The organism is Haemophilus parainfluenzae (genome assembly GCF_014931395.1).
In the GTDB taxonomy this organism is placed as follows: Bacteria; Pseudomonadota; Gammaproteobacteria; order Enterobacterales; family Pasteurellaceae; genus Haemophilus_D.
Window position 1 is genome coordinate 535,477 of the sequence record NZ_CP063120.1, and the last position, 16,794, is coordinate 552,270.

Annotated in this window: 18 protein-coding genes; 7 read left to right on the forward strand and 11 right to left on the reverse strand. The window is 39.5% G+C overall.

What is annotated here, in order from left to right:
* Window positions 1–6: 6 nt before the first annotated feature.
* Together INP94_RS02610 and INP94_RS02615 are read right to left on the reverse strand one after the other, a co-directional pair.
* Window positions 7–105: a methionine/alanine import family NSS transporter small subunit gene (locus INP94_RS02610; protein ID WP_032804161.1), complete on the reverse strand. Its 99-nt coding sequence runs from the start codon at window positions 103–105 to the stop codon at window positions 7–9.
* 2 nt (window positions 106–107) lie between these two features.
* Window positions 108–1,622, reverse strand: coding sequence for a sodium-dependent transporter (locus INP94_RS02615; protein WP_197543948.1), 1,515 nt, complete (start codon window positions 1,620–1,622; stop codon window positions 108–110).
* 159 nt (window positions 1,623–1,781) lie between these two features.
* Between INP94_RS02615 and INP94_RS02620 the strand changes: the two genes are divergently transcribed.
* From INP94_RS02620 to ilvA, 7 genes are all read left to right on the forward strand, one after another.
* Window positions 1,782–2,420 carry a tellurite resistance TerB family protein gene (locus INP94_RS02620; protein ID WP_049370017.1) on the forward strand — a complete coding sequence of 213 codons (639 nt, stop codon included), beginning with the start codon at window positions 1,782–1,784 and terminating at the stop codon, window positions 2,418–2,420.
* A gap of 185 nt (window positions 2,421–2,605) precedes the next feature.
* A complete protein-coding gene (gene ilvG, locus INP94_RS02625; protein WP_197543949.1) occupies window positions 2,606–4,261 on the forward strand; it encodes an acetolactate synthase 2 catalytic subunit in 1,656 nt (551 codons plus the stop codon).
* A 1-nt stretch (window position 4,262) separates the two neighbouring features.
* Window positions 4,263–4,481, forward strand: a complete 219-nt coding sequence (gene ilvM / locus INP94_RS02630) for an acetolactate synthase 2 small subunit (protein WP_197543950.1) — start codon at window positions 4,263–4,265, stop codon at window positions 4,479–4,481.
* A gap of 12 nt (window positions 4,482–4,493) precedes the next feature.
* Window positions 4,494–5,192 (forward strand): hypothetical protein, encoded by a 699-nt coding sequence (locus INP94_RS02635; RefSeq protein WP_232087414.1) that lies wholly within the window; start codon window positions 4,494–4,496, stop codon window positions 5,190–5,192.
* Window positions 5,193–5,553: 361 nt separating this feature from the next.
* Window positions 5,554–7,392, forward strand: coding sequence for a dihydroxy-acid dehydratase (gene ilvD / locus INP94_RS02640; RefSeq protein ID WP_197543951.1), 1,839 nt, complete (start codon window positions 5,554–5,556; stop codon window positions 7,390–7,392).
* Window positions 7,393–7,488: 96 nt separating this feature from the next.
* Window positions 7,489–8,223 (forward strand): glycosyltransferase family 25 protein, encoded by a 735-nt coding sequence (locus tag INP94_RS02645; RefSeq protein WP_197543952.1) that lies wholly within the window; start codon window positions 7,489–7,491, stop codon window positions 8,221–8,223.
* Between the two features lie 68 nt (window positions 8,224–8,291).
* On the forward strand, window positions 8,292–9,833 hold the full coding sequence (gene ilvA / locus INP94_RS02650) for a threonine ammonia-lyase, biosynthetic (protein ID WP_197543953.1): 1,542 nt from the start codon (window positions 8,292–8,294) through the stop codon (window positions 9,831–9,833).
* 50 nt (window positions 9,834–9,883) lie between these two features.
* On the opposite strand, the gene INP94_RS02655 is transcribed toward ilvA, so the two are convergent.
* The 9 genes from INP94_RS02655 to INP94_RS02695 are packed head-to-tail and all read right to left on the reverse strand — an operon-like array spanning window position 9,884 to window position 16,736.
* A complete protein-coding gene (locus INP94_RS02655) occupies window positions 9,884–10,312 on the reverse strand; it encodes a F0F1 ATP synthase subunit epsilon (protein WP_005699104.1) in 429 nt (142 codons plus the stop codon).
* Window positions 10,313–10,342: 30 nt separating this feature from the next.
* A complete protein-coding gene (atpD, locus tag INP94_RS02660; protein WP_005694944.1) occupies window positions 10,343–11,716 on the reverse strand; it encodes a F0F1 ATP synthase subunit beta in 1,374 nt (457 codons plus the stop codon).
* Window positions 11,717–11,732: 16 nt separating this feature from the next.
* Entirely contained in the window at window positions 11,733–12,602 is an 870-nt protein-coding gene (gene atpG / locus INP94_RS02665; RefSeq protein WP_005694946.1) for a F0F1 ATP synthase subunit gamma, read from the reverse strand.
* An 18-nt stretch (window positions 12,603–12,620) separates the two neighbouring features.
* Window positions 12,621–14,162 carry a F0F1 ATP synthase subunit alpha gene (gene atpA / locus INP94_RS02670; RefSeq protein WP_197543954.1) on the reverse strand — a complete coding sequence of 514 codons (1,542 nt, stop codon included), beginning with the start codon at window positions 14,160–14,162 and terminating at the stop codon, window positions 12,621–12,623.
* A gap of 12 nt (window positions 14,163–14,174) precedes the next feature.
* Window positions 14,175–14,708, reverse strand: coding sequence for a F0F1 ATP synthase subunit delta (atpH, locus tag INP94_RS02675; protein ID WP_014064468.1), 534 nt, complete (start codon window positions 14,706–14,708; stop codon window positions 14,175–14,177).
* A 12-nt stretch (window positions 14,709–14,720) separates the two neighbouring features.
* Entirely contained in the window at window positions 14,721–15,191 is a 471-nt protein-coding gene (gene atpF, locus INP94_RS02680) for a F0F1 ATP synthase subunit B (protein WP_005699161.1), read from the reverse strand.
* Window positions 15,192–15,240: 49 nt separating this feature from the next.
* On the reverse strand, window positions 15,241–15,495 hold the full coding sequence (gene atpE, locus INP94_RS02685; RefSeq protein WP_005629249.1) for a F0F1 ATP synthase subunit C: 255 nt from the start codon (window positions 15,493–15,495) through the stop codon (window positions 15,241–15,243).
* Between the two features lie 56 nt (window positions 15,496–15,551).
* Window positions 15,552–16,340 carry a F0F1 ATP synthase subunit A gene (gene atpB / locus INP94_RS02690; RefSeq protein WP_014064469.1) on the reverse strand — a complete coding sequence of 263 codons (789 nt, stop codon included), beginning with the start codon at window positions 16,338–16,340 and terminating at the stop codon, window positions 15,552–15,554.
* A gap of 21 nt (window positions 16,341–16,361) precedes the next feature.
* Window positions 16,362–16,736, reverse strand: a complete 375-nt coding sequence (locus INP94_RS02695; RefSeq protein WP_197543955.1) for an ATP synthase subunit I — start codon at window positions 16,734–16,736, stop codon at window positions 16,362–16,364.
* Window positions 16,737–16,794: the final 58 nt, after the last annotated feature.

Genomic DNA, 16,794 nt, shown 5'->3' on the forward strand with positions numbered 1-16,794 from the left:
TTGACCTTATTTTTCTTCTTTTGGAAGTCTGATTAAGGAAAAGATCAAGCCGCCCCAAATTACTAAAAGCGCCACAATCATCATTGTAATTGCAATACTTGTCATCTTTATTCTCCTTTTTCTTCAAGCTTGAAGTTTTCTTCATTTTTCCATTTTAAACGAGAAAGAATGAATGAAACCACCACTAGCGAAATTGCCATACCCCAACCAAAGATATTTACAAACCAGCTTGGATAGCCTTCATAACCTTCTGTAAATACTTTCGCGCCTTCACTGAATAACATAAAGGCAAGAATACCGGTTGTGATGACAATACATAAACGCCATAGGAAACCGACTTTGAATGAAGAGCTTTGATTTAAGTGGTTGCCTAATAAACCTAGTTTTTCATTTGCTACAATCACGATTAATGAAACAAACGCCACTGCTACAATACCGAAGTAGTTCACAAATTTATCGAATACATCAAGCATAGGTAAGCCAGTTGTTGTACCAAATAAAATGACCGATACTACCATCATTGGTAAACCAACAACAAAGGTCGCTTTTGCTCGACGTAAACGGAGTTTATCTTGAATCGCTGAAATGATTACTTCAATAACAGAGATAAATGAGGTCAATGCCGCAAAGGTTAATGAACCGAAGAACAATACCCCTAATACTTCACCGAATGGTGCTTTATTAATAATAGTTGGGAATGCAAAGAAGGCTAAACCAATACCACCTTTTGCCACTTCGCTTACTTCTACACCTTGCGCAGTTGCGATGAAACCTAATGCCGCAAATACACCGATACCGGCAAGCACTTCAAAACTTGAGTTCGCAAAACCAACAACTAAGCCGCTACCTGTTAAATCAGAATCTTTTTTCAAGTACGATGCATACGTAATCATAATCCCGAAACAGATAGAAAGAGAGAAGAAGATTTGACCGTAAGCCGCAATCCACACGCTCGGATTAGAGAGTTTTGACCAGTCTGGTGTAAATAGTGCGTTTAAGCCTTTTTCTGCACCTGGCAAGAATAAAGAATAAACGACCAACGCTACAAACATCACCACTAAAACAGGCATTAAGATATCTGAAGATTTAGAAATCCCTTTTTGAATACCTAAAGAAAGCACGCCTAATGCTACTAACCATACAGCAATTAATGGGCCAGTTACCATGCCGACAAACTCGAAGCTCACGCCGTTACTGATCTCACCCATTTTTAAGAATTCGTGTAGGAAGAAATCAATCGGCTGGTCGCCCCAAGCTGAATTAAGTGAGAAATAGGTATAGCTTGCCGCCCAACCTAATACTACCGCGTAGTAAAGACCGATGATGACATTCACCATTACTTGCCACCAACCAAACACTTCAAAGTGTGGGTTAAAGCGACGATAAGAAAGCGGTGCACCACCACGATGGCGATGACCGATTGCGTAATCTAAGAAAAGCAATGGAATACCAGCGGTTAAAAGTGCAATAAGGTAAGGGATAATAAATGCACCGCCACCGTTTTCATAAGTGGTATAAGGGAAACGCCAGATGTTCCCTAAGCCAACAGCGGATCCAATCGCCGCCATAATAAATGCTTTCCGACCAGAAAAGGTCTCACGCTTTGCGTTTGACTGCGTCATATTAAGTTCCTTTTGAATGAAGAAAGATTTCAATATAATGAATTCTAAAACCGAGTCAAGAATTTGATTTAAAGTGCGGTTAAAAATAATGAATTTTTTTAAAAAATCACTGTCTAAAGGCCGAATTTAATCTCTATTAACAACCAAAAGGAAACATTTATGGATCTCAACAGCATTTTAAATCAAGTTTTAGATGTTGCTAAAAACTCTGCAAGCAAACTTGAAACCGGCAACCAAACAATCGACTCTCTCACCAAAGTAGGCGGTGGTGCAGCATTAGGCGGTATTTTATCAATGATTTTAGGCCGTAGCGGCGGTGCAAGCTTAGCAAAATTAGGCTCACTTGCCGTTTTAGGTAACCTTGCTTACCAAGCGTACCAAAATTATCAAAAATCCCAACAAAATAGCCAACCAAACATTTCAGAAAATGCGTTTGATGTATTAAATTCATCAAGCCATGTCGATGCGGGTGAATTAATTTTACGTACTATGATCGCCGCAGCGGCAGCAGACGGTGAAATCACTGAAGACGAAAAACAAACTATCGCAAATGAAGCAGGTAACAACCCTGAATTAGCACAGTGGCTTGAACAAGAAATTCAAAATCCAATTTCTATCAACGAGATTGCTCGTCTTGTAGGTAATGATACTGCACTTGCAAGCAACGTGTATTTAGCAGCTCGTTTAGTAAGCAAAGATTTATCTCGCAAAGAAATCATTTTCTTAGCAGATTTAGCACAAGCATTAGGCTTAGACGATGCGCTTGTTGAACAATTAGAAAAACAAGCAGGCTTCTAATTTTACGTGCAGAAAACATTGCGTTTTCTGACCGCACTTTTCATAAAAAAACACGATAATCTTGGTTATCGTGTTTTTTTCGTTTGTTTTTTCGCGAAAACCTAACCAAAGGCGAAAAATTCCGCTACAATGCAAAACTTCAATATTCATAAAATTATTTAATAATCATAAAAACGGGAAGCAACATGACAGGCGCACAACTCATTATCGAATGTTTAAAAGCGCACGGTGTAACCGATCTTTTCGGCTACCCAGGCGGGGCAATCATGCCAACCTATGATGCCATCTATGACTCAGGTCTTGACCATCTCCTTTGTCGTAATGAACAAGGTGCTGCAATAGCCGCGATTGGTTATGCGCGCTCTACAGGCAAAGTCGGCGTATGTGTGGCAACCTCTGGCCCAGGTGCCACCAATTTAATTACCGGTTTAGGTGATGCCTTTGCTGATTCAGTGCCACTCGTGGCATTCACTGGCCAAGTGGCTGCCCCCCTTATCGGTACCGATGCTTTCCAAGAAGCCGATGTGTTAGGTTTGTCTCTTGCTTGTACCAAGCACAGCTACATTGTGCAATCAATCGAAGAACTCCCCGAAATTATTGCCTCTGCTTTCCAAATTGCACAAAGTGGCAGACCTGGTCCAGTTCTCATCGATGTGCCTCGCAACATCCAAGTGAGCGATGTACCTGAACATGTAAAACCTATTGTCAAACCAGTCGTAAAACCAACCGCACTTTCAGAATTAAAATTAACTGAAGCAAAAGCATTATTGGCACAAACGAAAAAACCAGTGCTTTATGTAGGTGGGGGTGTAGGTATGGCGAAAGCCACACAAGCGGTCAAAAAATTCCTACAAATCACCAAAATGCCATCCGTTTCAACATTAAAAGGTTTAGGCTCAATTGACCCAACCGATCCTGTTTATATGGGCATGATTGGTATGCACGGCACAAGAGCTGCAAACGTTGCCGTACAAGAATGTGATTTATTGTTAGTGTGCGGTGCACGTTTTGATGACCGTGTGACAGGTAAATTAGACAGTTTTGCGCCACACGCCAAAGTGATCCATTGTGATATTGATGCAGCAGAAATCAACAAACTCCGTGTGGCAAATGTTGCTCTTCAAGGTGATTTAATTCAAGCTTTAGAGGCTTTAAGTATCCCGCTTGCCATTGATGATTGGCGTGCACACATTCAAACATTGAAAGCCAAACTCGATTTCACTTATATCGACAATGCAGGCAACCGACCGATTGACCCTTGGTCATTGCTCAACACGCTTTCTCAACGTAAACCTCAAAATGCCGTAATTTGTACCGATGTGGGCCAACACCAAATGTGGTCTGCGCAACATATGCGTCATTTCGCACCAGAAAACTATATTACCTCTGCTGGTTTTGGCACCATGGGATTTGGTTTACCTGCAGCGGTAGGCGCGAAAAAAGCACGTCCTCATGATGAAGTGATTTTAGTGACAGGTGATGGTTCATTGATGATGAACATTCAAGAATTAGGTTCAATCAAACGCGGCAAATTACCGGTAAAAATTTTGCTGTTAGATAACCAACGTCTAGGTATGGTCCGTCAATGGCAAGACCTTTTCTGGAACAAACGCCGCTCTGAAACTATTTTAGAAGATAACCCTGATTTCGTGATGTTAGCGAAAGCCTTTGATATTCCAGCTGAACGCATTGAACAAGCTGACGAAGTAGATGAGGCGCTTAATCGTTTATTAAATAGCGAAACCGCTTATTTGTTACAAGTATGCATTCCACCTGATGAATGTGTATGGCCATTAGTCCCACCTGGTGCGTGCAATGCCGATATGTTGGAGGAAATTTAAGATGAACCAATATACGTTTGAATTGACTGCTCAACATCGTCCGGAAGTGTTAGAACGGATATTACGCGTTATTCGTTTACGTGGCTTTACTGTGACTAATATGGAGATGGCATTGGTAGAAACTAAAGTTCAGATAAAAATCACTGTAAAATCTGACCGCACTTTTGATTTGTTGGTGAATCAATTGGCTAAACTGCCAGATGTGATTGAAATTAAGTAAAGGAACTTAAAAATGAAAAAGCTATTTACTTTTATTTTTCTGTTGTCAACAATCGTTTTGGCTGCTTGCTCGTCACGTTCGTCATCAACAACACAAGAGCCCATTGAGATGTTTATGTTTGGTCAAGATTGCAAGCTTTTTGTCTTTACCGATAAAGAAAGTTTTGAACTCTGTAGCTCTAGCGTCTCTGATTTATCGACATTTTTGAATAGCTCCTATGCCAAAGCGATTGAAAAAGTCATACCAGTTTTCCTTATCGATGAAGAAGACAAAAAGGTTTCTGCAAGATTAACATTGTATGTGCGAGCAGATAACTTAACGGAAAAACAACGTAATGAGTTATTAAAGAAATTTATGTTCCAAGAGACAACCGAAACGGTTAAAAAGAAATTGCAGGAACGTTATAGTATTTCACCTCAGTTTAATATTTATAGTATAACTTACGAGGCAGAAGGTGTTAGCCGACAATATGAACATCGAGATGAACTGCTGGCAAAATATAAACTTGCAAAACCGATTATGGCAACAGTGGACCGATATTATGGTAGTAAAGTTAATACCTCTTCGTATTCTGATGATGATAAAACTATTAACCCACTGACTATTTTAACCGCACCATTATGGTTTCCGGTTGCGATGTTAACTTGTTTGGGTGACAAAGATTCAAGCACTGGATTCGGTGCATTGTTTGATCCTTGCCCATTCCGTTAAATAGCAATAAAGTGCGGTTAAAAATCACTGTAAAATCTGACCGCACTTTTATTTTAATCGGTAGGCTCTTTATCTAAATAATTGCATTTATAAACTTAATTTTATCGAATAATTTCTTCGTATTATCTTCTGCCAAATCTCCCCTCCCCCTCTTTGCTAAAGAGGGGGGAAAGAACGAGCGAGATTTTATATCATTGTTCTACTTTGATATGGCAAATATAAATTAGTCAGATGACAGCAAATTTATAAAGAAAATCCCCTCTTTAGCAAAGAGGGGGAGGGGAGATTTGGCAGTATCAATTAACGAAGAAATTAAACAACATAACAAACTTTAACAAAAATTTACTTGGAGAGATTATTTATGCCAAAACTACGTTCAGCGACCAGTACACAAGGTCGTAATATGGCGGGTGCACGTGCCTTATGGCGTGCAACAGGAATGAAAGAAAATGACTTTGGTAAACCGATTATTGCGGTGGTGAACTCATTCACCCAATTTGTACCAGGGCATGTTCATTTAAAAGATATGGGGCAACTAGTCGCGGCTGAAATTGAAAAAGCTGGCGGCGTGGCAAAAGAATTCAATACTATCGCAGTAGATGACGGTATCGCGATGGGCCACGGCGGGATGCTTTATTCCTTACCAAGCCGTGATTTAATCGCAGACAGCGTGGAATATATGGTTAATGCTCACTGTGCTGATGCGATGGTGTGTATTTCCAACTGTGACAAAATCACCCCGGGAATGTTAATGGCGGCAATGCGTTTGAACATTCCAACCATCTTCGTTTCAGGCGGCCCAATGGAAGCGGGTAAAACGAAATTATCTGATCAACTTATTCGCTTAGACTTAGTAGATGCGATGATTGAAGCAGCAGATCCGAATGTAAGCGATGAGCGTATTGATGCGATTGAGCGTAGCGCTTGCCCAACCTGTGGTTCTTGCTCAGGCATGTTCACCGCAAACTCCATGAACTGCTTAACTGAAGCGTTAGGTTTATCTTTACCGGGCAATGGTTCTATGTTGGCAACCCACGCTGACCGCAAAGAATTATTCTTAAAAGCTGGTCGTCAAATTGTTGAACTTTGCAAACGCTATTATGAACAAGATGATGAAAGCGTATTGCCTCGTTCAATTGGCACCTTTGAGGCTTTTGAAAATGCTATGAGCTTAGATATCGCGATGGGTGGTTCAAGTAATACCGTTTTACACTTATTAGCGGCTGCTCAAGAAGCGGGTGTCGATTTCAAAATGGCGGATATTGACCGCTTATCACGCGTTGTGCCTTGCTTAAGCAAAATTGCACCAAATACTAATAAATACCACATGGAAGACGTACACCGTGCAGGTGGCATTATGGGCTTATTAGGTGAATTAGATCGCGCAGGTCTAATCCACCGTAACACCAAAACCGTGTTAGGTATGACTTTAGAAGAGCAATTAAACCAATACGATATCATTCGTAACAAAGACGAAGAATTACACAAATTCTTCCGTGCAGGTCCTGCGGGTATTCGCACCACACAAGCCTTCTCACAAGATTGCCGTTGGGATAGCGTAGATGATGACCGTGTAGGCGGCTGTATTCGTAATAAAGAAAATGCGATTTCTCAAGAAGGCGGCTTAGCCGTATTATTCGGTAACATCGCTAAAGACGGTTGTATCGTAAAAACGGCGGGTGTGGATGAGTCTATCTGGAAATTTACCGGTCGAGCAATCGTATTTGAAAGCCAAGAAGATGCGGTAGCCGGCATTTTAGGCGGTAAAGTGAAAGAAGGCCATGTGGTAGTCATCCGCTACGAAGGTCCAAAAGGCGGCCCCGGTATGCAAGAAATGTTATACCCAACCAGCTACTTAAAATCAATGGGCTTAGGTAAAAAATGTGCTTTATTAACAGATGGTCGTTTCTCTGGCGGTACATCTGGTTTATCTATTGGTCATGCCTCTCCTGAAGCGGCTTCTGGCGGTGCGATCGGTTTAGTACATGATGACGATATTATAGAAATCGATATTCCAAATCGCGCGATTAACCTTAAAATCAGCGATGAAGAATTAGCAAAACGCCGTACCGAGCAAGATGCCAAAGGCTGGCAACCGGCTAACCGCGAGCGTGAAGTATCCTTTGCCTTAAAAGTATTTGGCCACTTCGCAACATCTGCGGATAAAGGTGCGGTACGTGATAAAAGTCTATTAAAGTAAAATTTTCATAAACTAATGAGATGCGTGGATTTAATATCTACGCATCTTTTTAGATAGGTGTTGTTTGTTTTTTTATAAATTTTGTTTAAGGATCCAATGATGAGAGGCTATGTAATAAATTTAGATAGACAGCCTGAAAGATTGACTCATTTTTACCAACAACCAGGAAGCGAAATTTTTCAAAAAGTGTCTGCTGTTGATAGAAAAGTATTAGATATTATTGGCAATAAAGAATTCTTTTTTGATGTGACAACATTTACCCAAATGATACCACGTGGACCAACGATGGGCGAAATTGCTTGCACTCTTTCACACATTAAATGTTGGCAATTAATTGCTTTAGATGAATCTATTGACGAAGATGAATTTTGTTTAATTGCTGAAGACGATATTACATTGTTACCAACTAACAAAAATACACCATCAAAATTTTTAGATGTTGTTTCAGATATTGCTAAGGCACTAGAAGATATGCCTGTGGAATTAGTTAAATTACAAATGTTGTCTTATCGTGAGAGTAATTTATTTACAGGAAGTGGAAATATTTCTTTAAGTAAATCAATAGCTACAGGATTGGATGCATCTTATGATAATACAGGATCCGCTTTATATTTAATAAGAAAATCTCTTACACAGGCCATTATACATAAATTAAAAACGAAAAAACCATATTGGTTAGCAGATGGTTTTACAAAATTCTGCAATCCAGAAAATATAATGATGACCTTACCATTATTAGGCTATATTCAAGATAATTTCTCTTCCGATCTTGAAGAAGAGCGAATTCAACAAATACAAGCATATATGCAAAATACTTATGATAAAATTTAATTTTTTATAAATTGTAAAAAGTAATATTCAATAACCTCATTAATGATGATTAATCTCGCTGTAATATCATGAAAAATCTACTTACCAACCCTCAACCCTCTCAATCGGATTATGTTAACGCGATTGTTAAACTTGGCTCCAGAGTATATGAAGCCGCTACTGTAACCCCGCTACAAAAAATGGGGAAATTATCCGAGCGCCTACATAATAATATTTGGATTAAGCGTGAAGACCGCCAACCAGTAAATAGCTTTAAGCTGCGTGGTGCTTATGCGATGATTTCTAGCCTTTCTGACGAACAAAAACAAGCAGGTGTCATTGCCGCTTCTGCAGGTAACCATGCACAGGGTGTTGCTTTATCTGCTAAACAGCTTGGCTTAAAAGCGTTAATCGTTATGCCACAAAATACACCGAGCATAAAAGTGGATGCAGTCCGTGGTTTTGGTGGCGAAGTCTTGCTACACGGGGCTAATTTTGATGAAGCGAAAGCCAAGGCCATTGAGCTTTCAAAATCTAAACATATGACATTTATTCCACCATTCGATCATCCATTAGTGATCGCAGGACAAGGAACGTTGGCAATGGAAATGCTACAACAAGTGGCAGATTTGGATTATGTCTTTGTGCAAGTCGGAGGCGGTGGTCTCGCGGCTGGCGTAGCCATTTTACTCAAACAATTTATGCCGGAAATTAAAGTAATCGGTGTCGAGTCTAAAGATTCAGCCTGTTTGAATGCCGCTTTAGAAAAAGGTGAACCCACAGATTTAGCACACGTTGCTCTATTTGCTGACGGTGTAGCGGTAAAACGTATTGGTGATGAAACATTCCGTTTATGCCAAAAATATTTGGATGGTATGGTGCTAGTAGATAGCGATGAAGTTTGTGCCGCAATGAAAGATTTATTCGAAAATGTGCGGGCGATTGCTGAACCATCTGGCGCTCTAGGTCTAGCTGGTTTAAAAAAATATGTGAAACAAAACAATCTAGAAGGCAAAAATATGGCAGCGATTTTATCTGGTGCCAACCTTAACTTCCATACTTTACGTTATGTTTCGGAGCGTTGCGAAATTGGTGAAAACCGTGAAGCTTTATTGGCGGTAACGATGCCTGAACAACCAGGCAGCTTCTTAAAATTTGCTCATGTTATTGGTAATCGTGCAGTAACAGAATTCAGTTATCGTTATGCAGATAATCAAAAAGCCTGTATTTTCGTTGGTGTGCGCACGGCTAATGAAGCTGAAAAAGCAGAAATTATTGCTGATTTAACGAAAAATGGCTTTGATGTAGAAGATATGTCTGATGATGATATTGCGAAAACTCACGTGCGTTATTTAATGGGTGGACGAGTTTCTAATCATCATGAACGACTTTATAGCTTTGAATTTCCAGAACAAAAAGGCGCGTTACTTAAATTCTTAGAAATTTTGGGTAAACGTTGGAATATTTCATTATTCCATTATCGTGCACATGGAGCCGATTACGGTAATATTCTTGCGGCTTTCCAATTAGGCGAAAAAGATAACGTAGAATTTGAACAGGCTTTAGCAGAACTCGGTTATGTTTATGAAGATGTAACTGAAAGTAAAGCGTATCGATATTTCTTACGATAGAAAAACAAAAAGAGCGGTCAAAATAACCGCTCTTTTTTATTATCATTAACTTATCGTTTTGATTTAACGAGTTTTTCAGTAAGTTCGTAAGCACGAAGTTTCGCTAACTCTTTAGAAAGTTTAGCTACAAGTAAATCATGATCCACATCAACTGCGTGATTCACAATATTTTCTTCCGCTTTACGTTTTGCTTCACGAATACGATCTGCATCTAACTCGCTACCGCGAATTGCAACATCGGCAAGTACCGTTACTACTTTAGGCTGAACTTCTAAGAAGCCGCCTGAAACATAGATAACTTCTTCATTGCCATCTTCAAGGGTGAATTTAACAATCCCTGGCTTAATCGCCGTCATCAAAGGGGTGTGGTTTGGTAAAATGCCAAGTTCACCTTCCACACCTGTTGCTTGGATTTGTTTCACAGCACCTTCAAAGATTTTTCGCTCTGCGCTGACTATTATTAGGTTAAATGTCGCCATTTTTGTTCTCCTTCAAATGACTTGAAGTGATTACATATTTTTGGCTTTTTCTAGCGCTTCGTCGATTGTACCGACCATGTAGAACGCTTGTTCTGGAATATGGTCGTATTCGCCGTTTAAAATACCTTTAAAGCCGCGGATAGTTTCTTTTAAAGAAACGTATTTACCTGGAGTACCGTTGAATACCTCAGCAACGAAGAACGGTTGTGATAAGAAACGTTCAATTTTACGTGCACGTGCTACCACAAGTTTGTCATCTTCAGATAACTCGTCCATACCAAGAATTGCGATAATATCTTTTAATTCTTTATAACGTTGTAAGATACCTTGTACGCCACGCGCTACATCATAGTGCTCTTGACCAACAACGAGTGGGTCTAATTGACGTGAAGTTGAATCTAATGGGTCAACCGCAGGGTAAATACCTAAAGATGCAATTTGACGACTTAATACAACTGTTGAGTCTAAGTGTGCAAAGGTTGTTGCCGGAGATGGGTCAGTTAAGTCATCCGCAGGTACGTATACCGCTTGAACAGAGGTGATAGAACCTGTTTTGGTTGAAGTGATACGTTCTTGTAACACACCCATTTCTTCTGCTAATGTTGGTTGGTAACCTACCGCAGATGGCATACGACCTAATAACGCAGATACTTCAGTACCAGCAAGGGTATAACGATAGATGTTATCCACGAAGAATAATACATCACGACCCTCATCACGGAATTTCTCTGCCATAGTTAAACCGGTTAACGCAACACGTAAACGGTTACCTGGTGGCTCATTCATTTGTCCGTAAACTAATGATACTTTATCTAATACGTTAGAATCTTTCATTTCATGATAGAAGTCGTTACCTTCACGAGTACGTTCACCTACACCCGCAAATACAGAGTAACCTGAGTGCTCAATCGCGATATTACGGATTAATTCCATCATGTTAACGGTTTTACCTACACCCGCACCACCGAATAGACCTACTTTACCACCTTTTGCGAATGGACAAATTAAGTCGATAACTTTGATACCAGTTTCTAATAATTCCGTACTGTTAGATTGTTCTTCATAGCTTGGTGCCGGACGGTGAATAGACCAATTTTCTTCCGCGCCAATTTCACCTTGCTCATCGATTGGTTCACCCAATACGTTCATAATACGGCCTAACGTTTTAGTCCCTACTGGAACTTGAATTGGGTTACCCGTATTTTCTACTTTTAAGCCACGTTTTAAGCCGTCAGATGTACCTAATGCGATACAGCGAACTACACCGCCACCTAATTGTTGTTGAACTTCAAGGGTTAAACCTGATTCAACTTTTAATGCATCGTAAACTTTTGGTACTGCATCTTGTGGGAATTCAACGTCAATCACCGCACCGATGATTTGTACAATTTTTCCTGCTGACATTACCGTTCCTCTTTCATTAAATCGCTGCCGCGCCGGCGACGATTTCGTTTAATTCATTTGTAATACTTGCTTGACGGGCTTTATTATAAACTAATCGCAAGTCATTGATTAAATTACCTGCATTATCAGTTGCCGCTTTCATTGCTACCATTCTAGCAGCTTGCTCGGAAGCAAGGTTATCTACCACAGATTGATACACTTGTGACTCCAAATAACGAGTAAGCAAACTGTCTAATAAGACTTTTGGCTCTGGCTCGTAAAGGTAATCCCAGGTGCTTTGTCTTTGCTCTAAATTATCGGTTTCTAATGCCGGTAATGGTATTAATTGTTGATAAACTGGTTTTTGTGCCATTGTATTAACGAATTTATTGTAGGCAATATAAACTGCATCTACTTCTTCGTCTTTATAGCTACCAAACATACCGTTTGCAACACCAATTAAGTCTTCCATTGTCGGATTATCACCCAAACCGGAAAGTTGTGCACGAACAGGTAATCCTAATGAACGGAAGAAGCTAATGCCTTTTGAGCCAATTAAACCCAATTCAACATTAACACCTTTATCTTTCCATTGTTTGATTTCTGTCATGACGGTTTTAAACAAGTTAATGTTCAAACCACCACACATTCCGCGGTCAGTCGAGACCACTAAGATCCCGACTTTTTTCACTTCGCGTTGAATTAAAAATGGGTGTTTATAACCAACACTTGCTTTAGAGACGTGGCTGATAACATTTCGTATTGTTTCAGAATACGGACGAGAAGCCGACATACGATCCTGCGTTTTACGCATTTTCGAGGTCGCCACCATTTCCATTGCCTTTGTAATTTTTTGTGTACTTTGTACACTGGCAATTTTGGTTTTTATCTCTTTTGCACCTGCCATCTTATTTCTCCGTTACTTTTACCACGCGCTGTTGGCTTTAAAGTTATCCAAAATCGATTTCAATGATGCTTTAACTTCATCATTGTAATTACCGGTTTTGGTCAATTCAGCCATAAACTCGCTGTGGTTACGGCGAGCGTAATCTAAAAGTGCGGCTTCAAAACTTGCAATTTTTTGCAATTCCACATCTTCTAAATAGCCAAACTCAACCGCAAAAAGCAACACAGATTGCTCTGCTACGCTAAGCGGTACATATTGTTTTTGTTTCAATAATTCAGTGACTTTTTCACCGTGAGAAAGTTGTTTGCGGGTAGCATCGTCAAGGTCAGATGCGAACTGAGCAAACGCCGCTAATTCACGATATTGAGCTAATGCGGTACGGATACCACCAGCTAATTTTTTCACTACTTTAGTTTGTGCAGAACCACCCACACGAGATACCGAAATACCTGGGTTTACCGCTGGACGAATACCAGAGTTAAATAAGTTAGATTCTAAGAAAATCTGACCATCGGTAATCGAAATTACGTTGGTTGGAACGAATGCTGAAACGTCACCTGCTTGAGTTTCAATAATTGGAAGAGCGGTTAAAGAACCGGTTTTTCCTTTTACTGCACCTTGAGTAAATTTTTCTACGTATTCTTCACTTACACGTGCTGCACGTTCAAGTAAACGTGAGTGTAGATAGAATACGTCACCTGGATATGCTTCACGACCTGGTGGACGACGTAATAATAATGAAATTTGACGATAAGCAACAGCTTGTTTTGATAAGTCATCGTAAACGATTAACGCATCTTCACCGCGATCACGGAAATATTCACCCATTGCACAACCAGCATAAGGCGCTAAATATTGTAATGCTGCTGATTCAGATGCAGATGCCGCAACAACAATAGTGTTTTCAAGCGCACCGTGCTCTTCTAATTTACGCACTACGTTTGCAATAGTCGACGCTTTTTGACCGATTGCTACATAGATACATTTAATACCTGAATCACGTTGGTTAATGATTGCGTCGATTGCTAATGCTGTTTTACCCGTTTGACGGTCACCGATGATTAACTCACGTTGACCACGACCGATTGGCACCATGGCGTCAACCGCTTTATAACCAGTTTGTACAGGCTGATCAACAGATTTACGATCGATAACACCTGGTGCAATGACTTCAACAGGAGAGAAACCATCGTTTTCAATTTCACCTTTACCATCGATTGGTTGACCAAGTGTATTTACCACACGACCTAATAAACCACGACCAACTGGTACTTCAAGAATACGGCCAGTACATTGTACTTCCATACCTTCCGCTAAATCTGCGTAAGGACCCATTACTACCGCACCAACAGAATCACGTTCAAGGTTAAGTGCCATTGCGTAACGGTTGCCTGGTAAGGCGATCATTTCGCCTTGCATCACATCGCTTAAGCCATGAATACGAATAATCCCGTCACTTACAGAAACAATTGTCCCTGTATTACGGGCTTCGCTCACCACGTCAAATTGAGCGATGCGTTTTTTAATCAATTCACTAATTTCAGTTGAATTTAGTTGCATCTTGTATTCCTCTTATAATTGCAACTCATTTGCGAGACGAGCAAGTTGTCCACGACTACTTCCGTCAATCACAAAATCTTCTGTACGAATCACTACACCGGCAATCAGTGAGCTATCTACATTGCAATTTAATTTCACTTTGCGAGCTAATCTTTTTTCCATTGCAGCTGCAATTTTTTCGATTTGTGTTGCATTCAATGGTTGTGCTGAAGTTACTTCAACTTCTGCAATAGCTTGATGTTCTTCCACATAATGTTTAAATTCTTCAAACACGGTAGGAATCGCACTCAAACGCTTATTTTCAGCCATTAACCGAATAAGATTTTGCCCATATTGATCCAATTGTTCGCCACAAATAGAAATTACTGTATCAGCTAATTTCTGTGCAGAAAGAGAACTACTTAAGTAAGCTTTTACCGTTTCATCTTCAGCCACGGCTGCAGCAAAACCTAACATTTCAGTCCATTTTTCAACCGCACTTTGTTCAATGGCAAAGTCGAATGCAGCTTTTGCATAAGGGCGAGCTATTGTAGTTAATTCTGACATAAGCTAAGCCTCTTATAACTCTGCAACTAATTTATCAATAATGTCATTGTTTGCCGCTTCATCAATAGAACGACCCACAATTTTCTCAGCACCCGCTACTGCTAATGAAGCCACTTTAACACGTAATTCTTCTTGAACACGTTTACGTTCTGCTTCTACTTCAGCATAACCTTGAGCAATAATTTTTGCTTTTAGTTCTTCAGCTTCTGCCTTCACTTCGTCTAACACTTCATTGCGACGTTTATTCGCAGCATCTAAAATTTCTTGAGCTTGTACTTTGGCAGATAGAAGTTCTTGTTCAACAAGATTTTTAGTATCTGCTTGCTCTTTTTTCGCTGCTTCAGCTGACGCTAAGGCGTTCGCAATTTGGCTTTGACGTGTTTCAATCGCATTAATAATTGGTGGCCAAACAAACTTCATGCAGAACCACACGAAAAGTGCGAATGCAATAAGTTGACCAATCAATGTTGCATTTAAATTCACAACGTCCTCCTTACTATGCTTGTTTTACGTTGATAAGCAAATAAGGTGATTAGTGTAATAAACCGATGAATGGGTTTGCGAAAATGAAAAGTAATGAAATACCAACAGCAATCATTGCAATCGCATCCAAAAGACCAGCCACGATAAACATTTTAGTTTGTAGGCTAGATGCTAATTCAGGTTGGCGAGCAGATGATTCTAAGAATTTACCACCTAAGATCGCAAAGCCGATTGCAGTACCTAATGCAGCAAATGCAAGAAGAATTGATGCACCAATGATTGTCGCTGTAATTACAGTTTCCATAATGTTCTCCAATAGATAGAAGTTAAGTTTAGCCCTAGAGCCGGTTAATAAAAAAATTAATGTTCTGCTTTGTTATAAGCAATACTTAAATAAACCACCGTTAACATCATAAAGATGAATGCTTGTAACGTAATAACCAAAATATGGAAAATAGCCCAAGCTAGGTGTAATGGGATTCCCAATGCTGCAATGGCCACATTTGCAGAGTACATCACAGCGATAAGAATAAAGATTAATTCCCCTGCATACATATTACCGAAAAGACGGAAAGCAAGAGAAATCGGTTTAGCTAGTAAAGTTACTGTTTCAAGAATAAAGTTTACAGGAATAAACGCCCAATGATTAAAAGGGTGGAGTGTATATTCTTTAACTAAACCACCAAAACCTTTTGATTTAATTGTATAGAAAAGAATAAGGAAGAATACACAGATTGACATACCTAATGTTGCACTAATATCTGCTGTTGGTACTGCTCTTAAATAATGAATACCAAAAAGACCGGCAAATTGAGGAAGAAAATCAACTGGGATCAAGTCGATAGCATTCATAATGAATACCCAGCAGAAAATGGTTAAGGCAATTGGTGCTACAACATTACGCGGACCATGAAAGTTTTCTTTCACAATACCATCAACCCAACCTACAACAATTTCAACCAAACATTGCATTTTGCCTGGTACGCCTGTCGTAGCATTTTTTGCAACACGAGAAAAGATAAACAAGAAAATCACTGCCGATACAATTGAGAAAAAAAGCGTATCGAAGTGAACGTTCCAGAAACCATCACCTGTCTTCAAGAAAGACAAGTGGTGACTAATATATTCGGAAGTTGTTTGTCCAGACATAATCAACCCTTTGTAGAAAAATTAAGATCTATTTAACAAAAACGGAATAACATTATTCAACGCTAATGCTGTAAAAAAACCAACAAAAAACAAAATAAAATGTGAGATAGCAAGCCATTTAAAGGACACACCCACAAGCACAATCGTTAACATAAACTTTAACGCTTCACCACGATAAAATGCCGTTAATTTTGTTGAAAAATCTTGTTTGCGAAAAAAAACAATATAAGCAAAAGCACAAAATGGTATAAAAGCACTGATAAATCCTAAACTAAAATCTACCGCACTTTCACCTTGCCAAATTGCAAGGAATACCCCAAAAACAACAAGACAAACCGACTCAATGATTATCGCCTTTTGATATCGATTTTTAGCCTGTGTTAAAACCTTAGACATTATCTTATTTTTTTAAAATACAAAAACTGTCTAATTATACCCGTGCTACAAAGAGTTT

Coding starts and splice junctions, on each gene's coding strand:
- INP94_RS02610 (WP_032804161.1), bottom strand. CDS start 105: ATGACAAGTATTGCAATTACAATGATGATTGTGGCGCTTTTAGTAATT.
- INP94_RS02615 (WP_197543948.1), bottom strand. CDS start 1,622: ATGACGCAGTCAAACGCAAAGCGTGAGACCTTTTCTGGTCGGAAAGCA.
- INP94_RS02620 (WP_049370017.1), top strand. CDS start 1,782: ATGGATCTCAACAGCATTTTAAATCAAGTTTTAGATGTTGCTAAAAAC.
- ilvG (WP_197543949.1), top strand. CDS start 2,606: ATGACAGGCGCACAACTCATTATCGAATGTTTAAAAGCGCACGGTGTA.
- ilvM (WP_197543950.1), top strand. CDS start 4,263: ATGAACCAATATACGTTTGAATTGACTGCTCAACATCGTCCGGAAGTG.
- INP94_RS02635 (WP_232087414.1), top strand. CDS start 4,494: ATGAAAAAGCTATTTACTTTTATTTTTCTGTTGTCAACAATCGTTTTG.
- ilvD (WP_197543951.1), top strand. CDS start 5,554: ATGCCAAAACTACGTTCAGCGACCAGTACACAAGGTCGTAATATGGCG.
- INP94_RS02645 (WP_197543952.1), top strand. CDS start 7,489: ATGATGAGAGGCTATGTAATAAATTTAGATAGACAGCCTGAAAGATTG.
- ilvA (WP_197543953.1), top strand. CDS start 8,292: ATGAAAAATCTACTTACCAACCCTCAACCCTCTCAATCGGATTATGTT.
- INP94_RS02655 (WP_005699104.1), bottom strand. CDS start 10,312: ATGGCGACATTTAACCTAATAATAGTCAGCGCAGAGCGAAAAATCTTT.
- atpD (WP_005694944.1), bottom strand. CDS start 11,716: ATGTCAGCAGGAAAAATTGTACAAATCATCGGTGCGGTGATTGACGTT.
- atpG (WP_005694946.1), bottom strand. CDS start 12,602: ATGGCAGGTGCAAAAGAGATAAAAACCAAAATTGCCAGTGTACAAAGT.
- atpA (WP_197543954.1), bottom strand. CDS start 14,162: ATGCAACTAAATTCAACTGAAATTAGTGAATTGATTAAAAAACGCATC.
- atpH (WP_014064468.1), bottom strand. CDS start 14,708: ATGTCAGAATTAACTACAATAGCTCGCCCTTATGCAAAAGCTGCATTC.
- atpE (WP_005629249.1), bottom strand. CDS start 15,495: ATGGAAACTGTAATTACAGCGACAATCATTGGTGCATCAATTCTTCTT.
- atpB (WP_014064469.1), bottom strand. CDS start 16,340: ATGTCTGGACAAACAACTTCCGAATATATTAGTCACCACTTGTCTTTC.
- INP94_RS02695 (WP_197543955.1), bottom strand. CDS start 16,736: ATGTCTAAGGTTTTAACACAGGCTAAAAATCGATATCAAAAGGCGATA.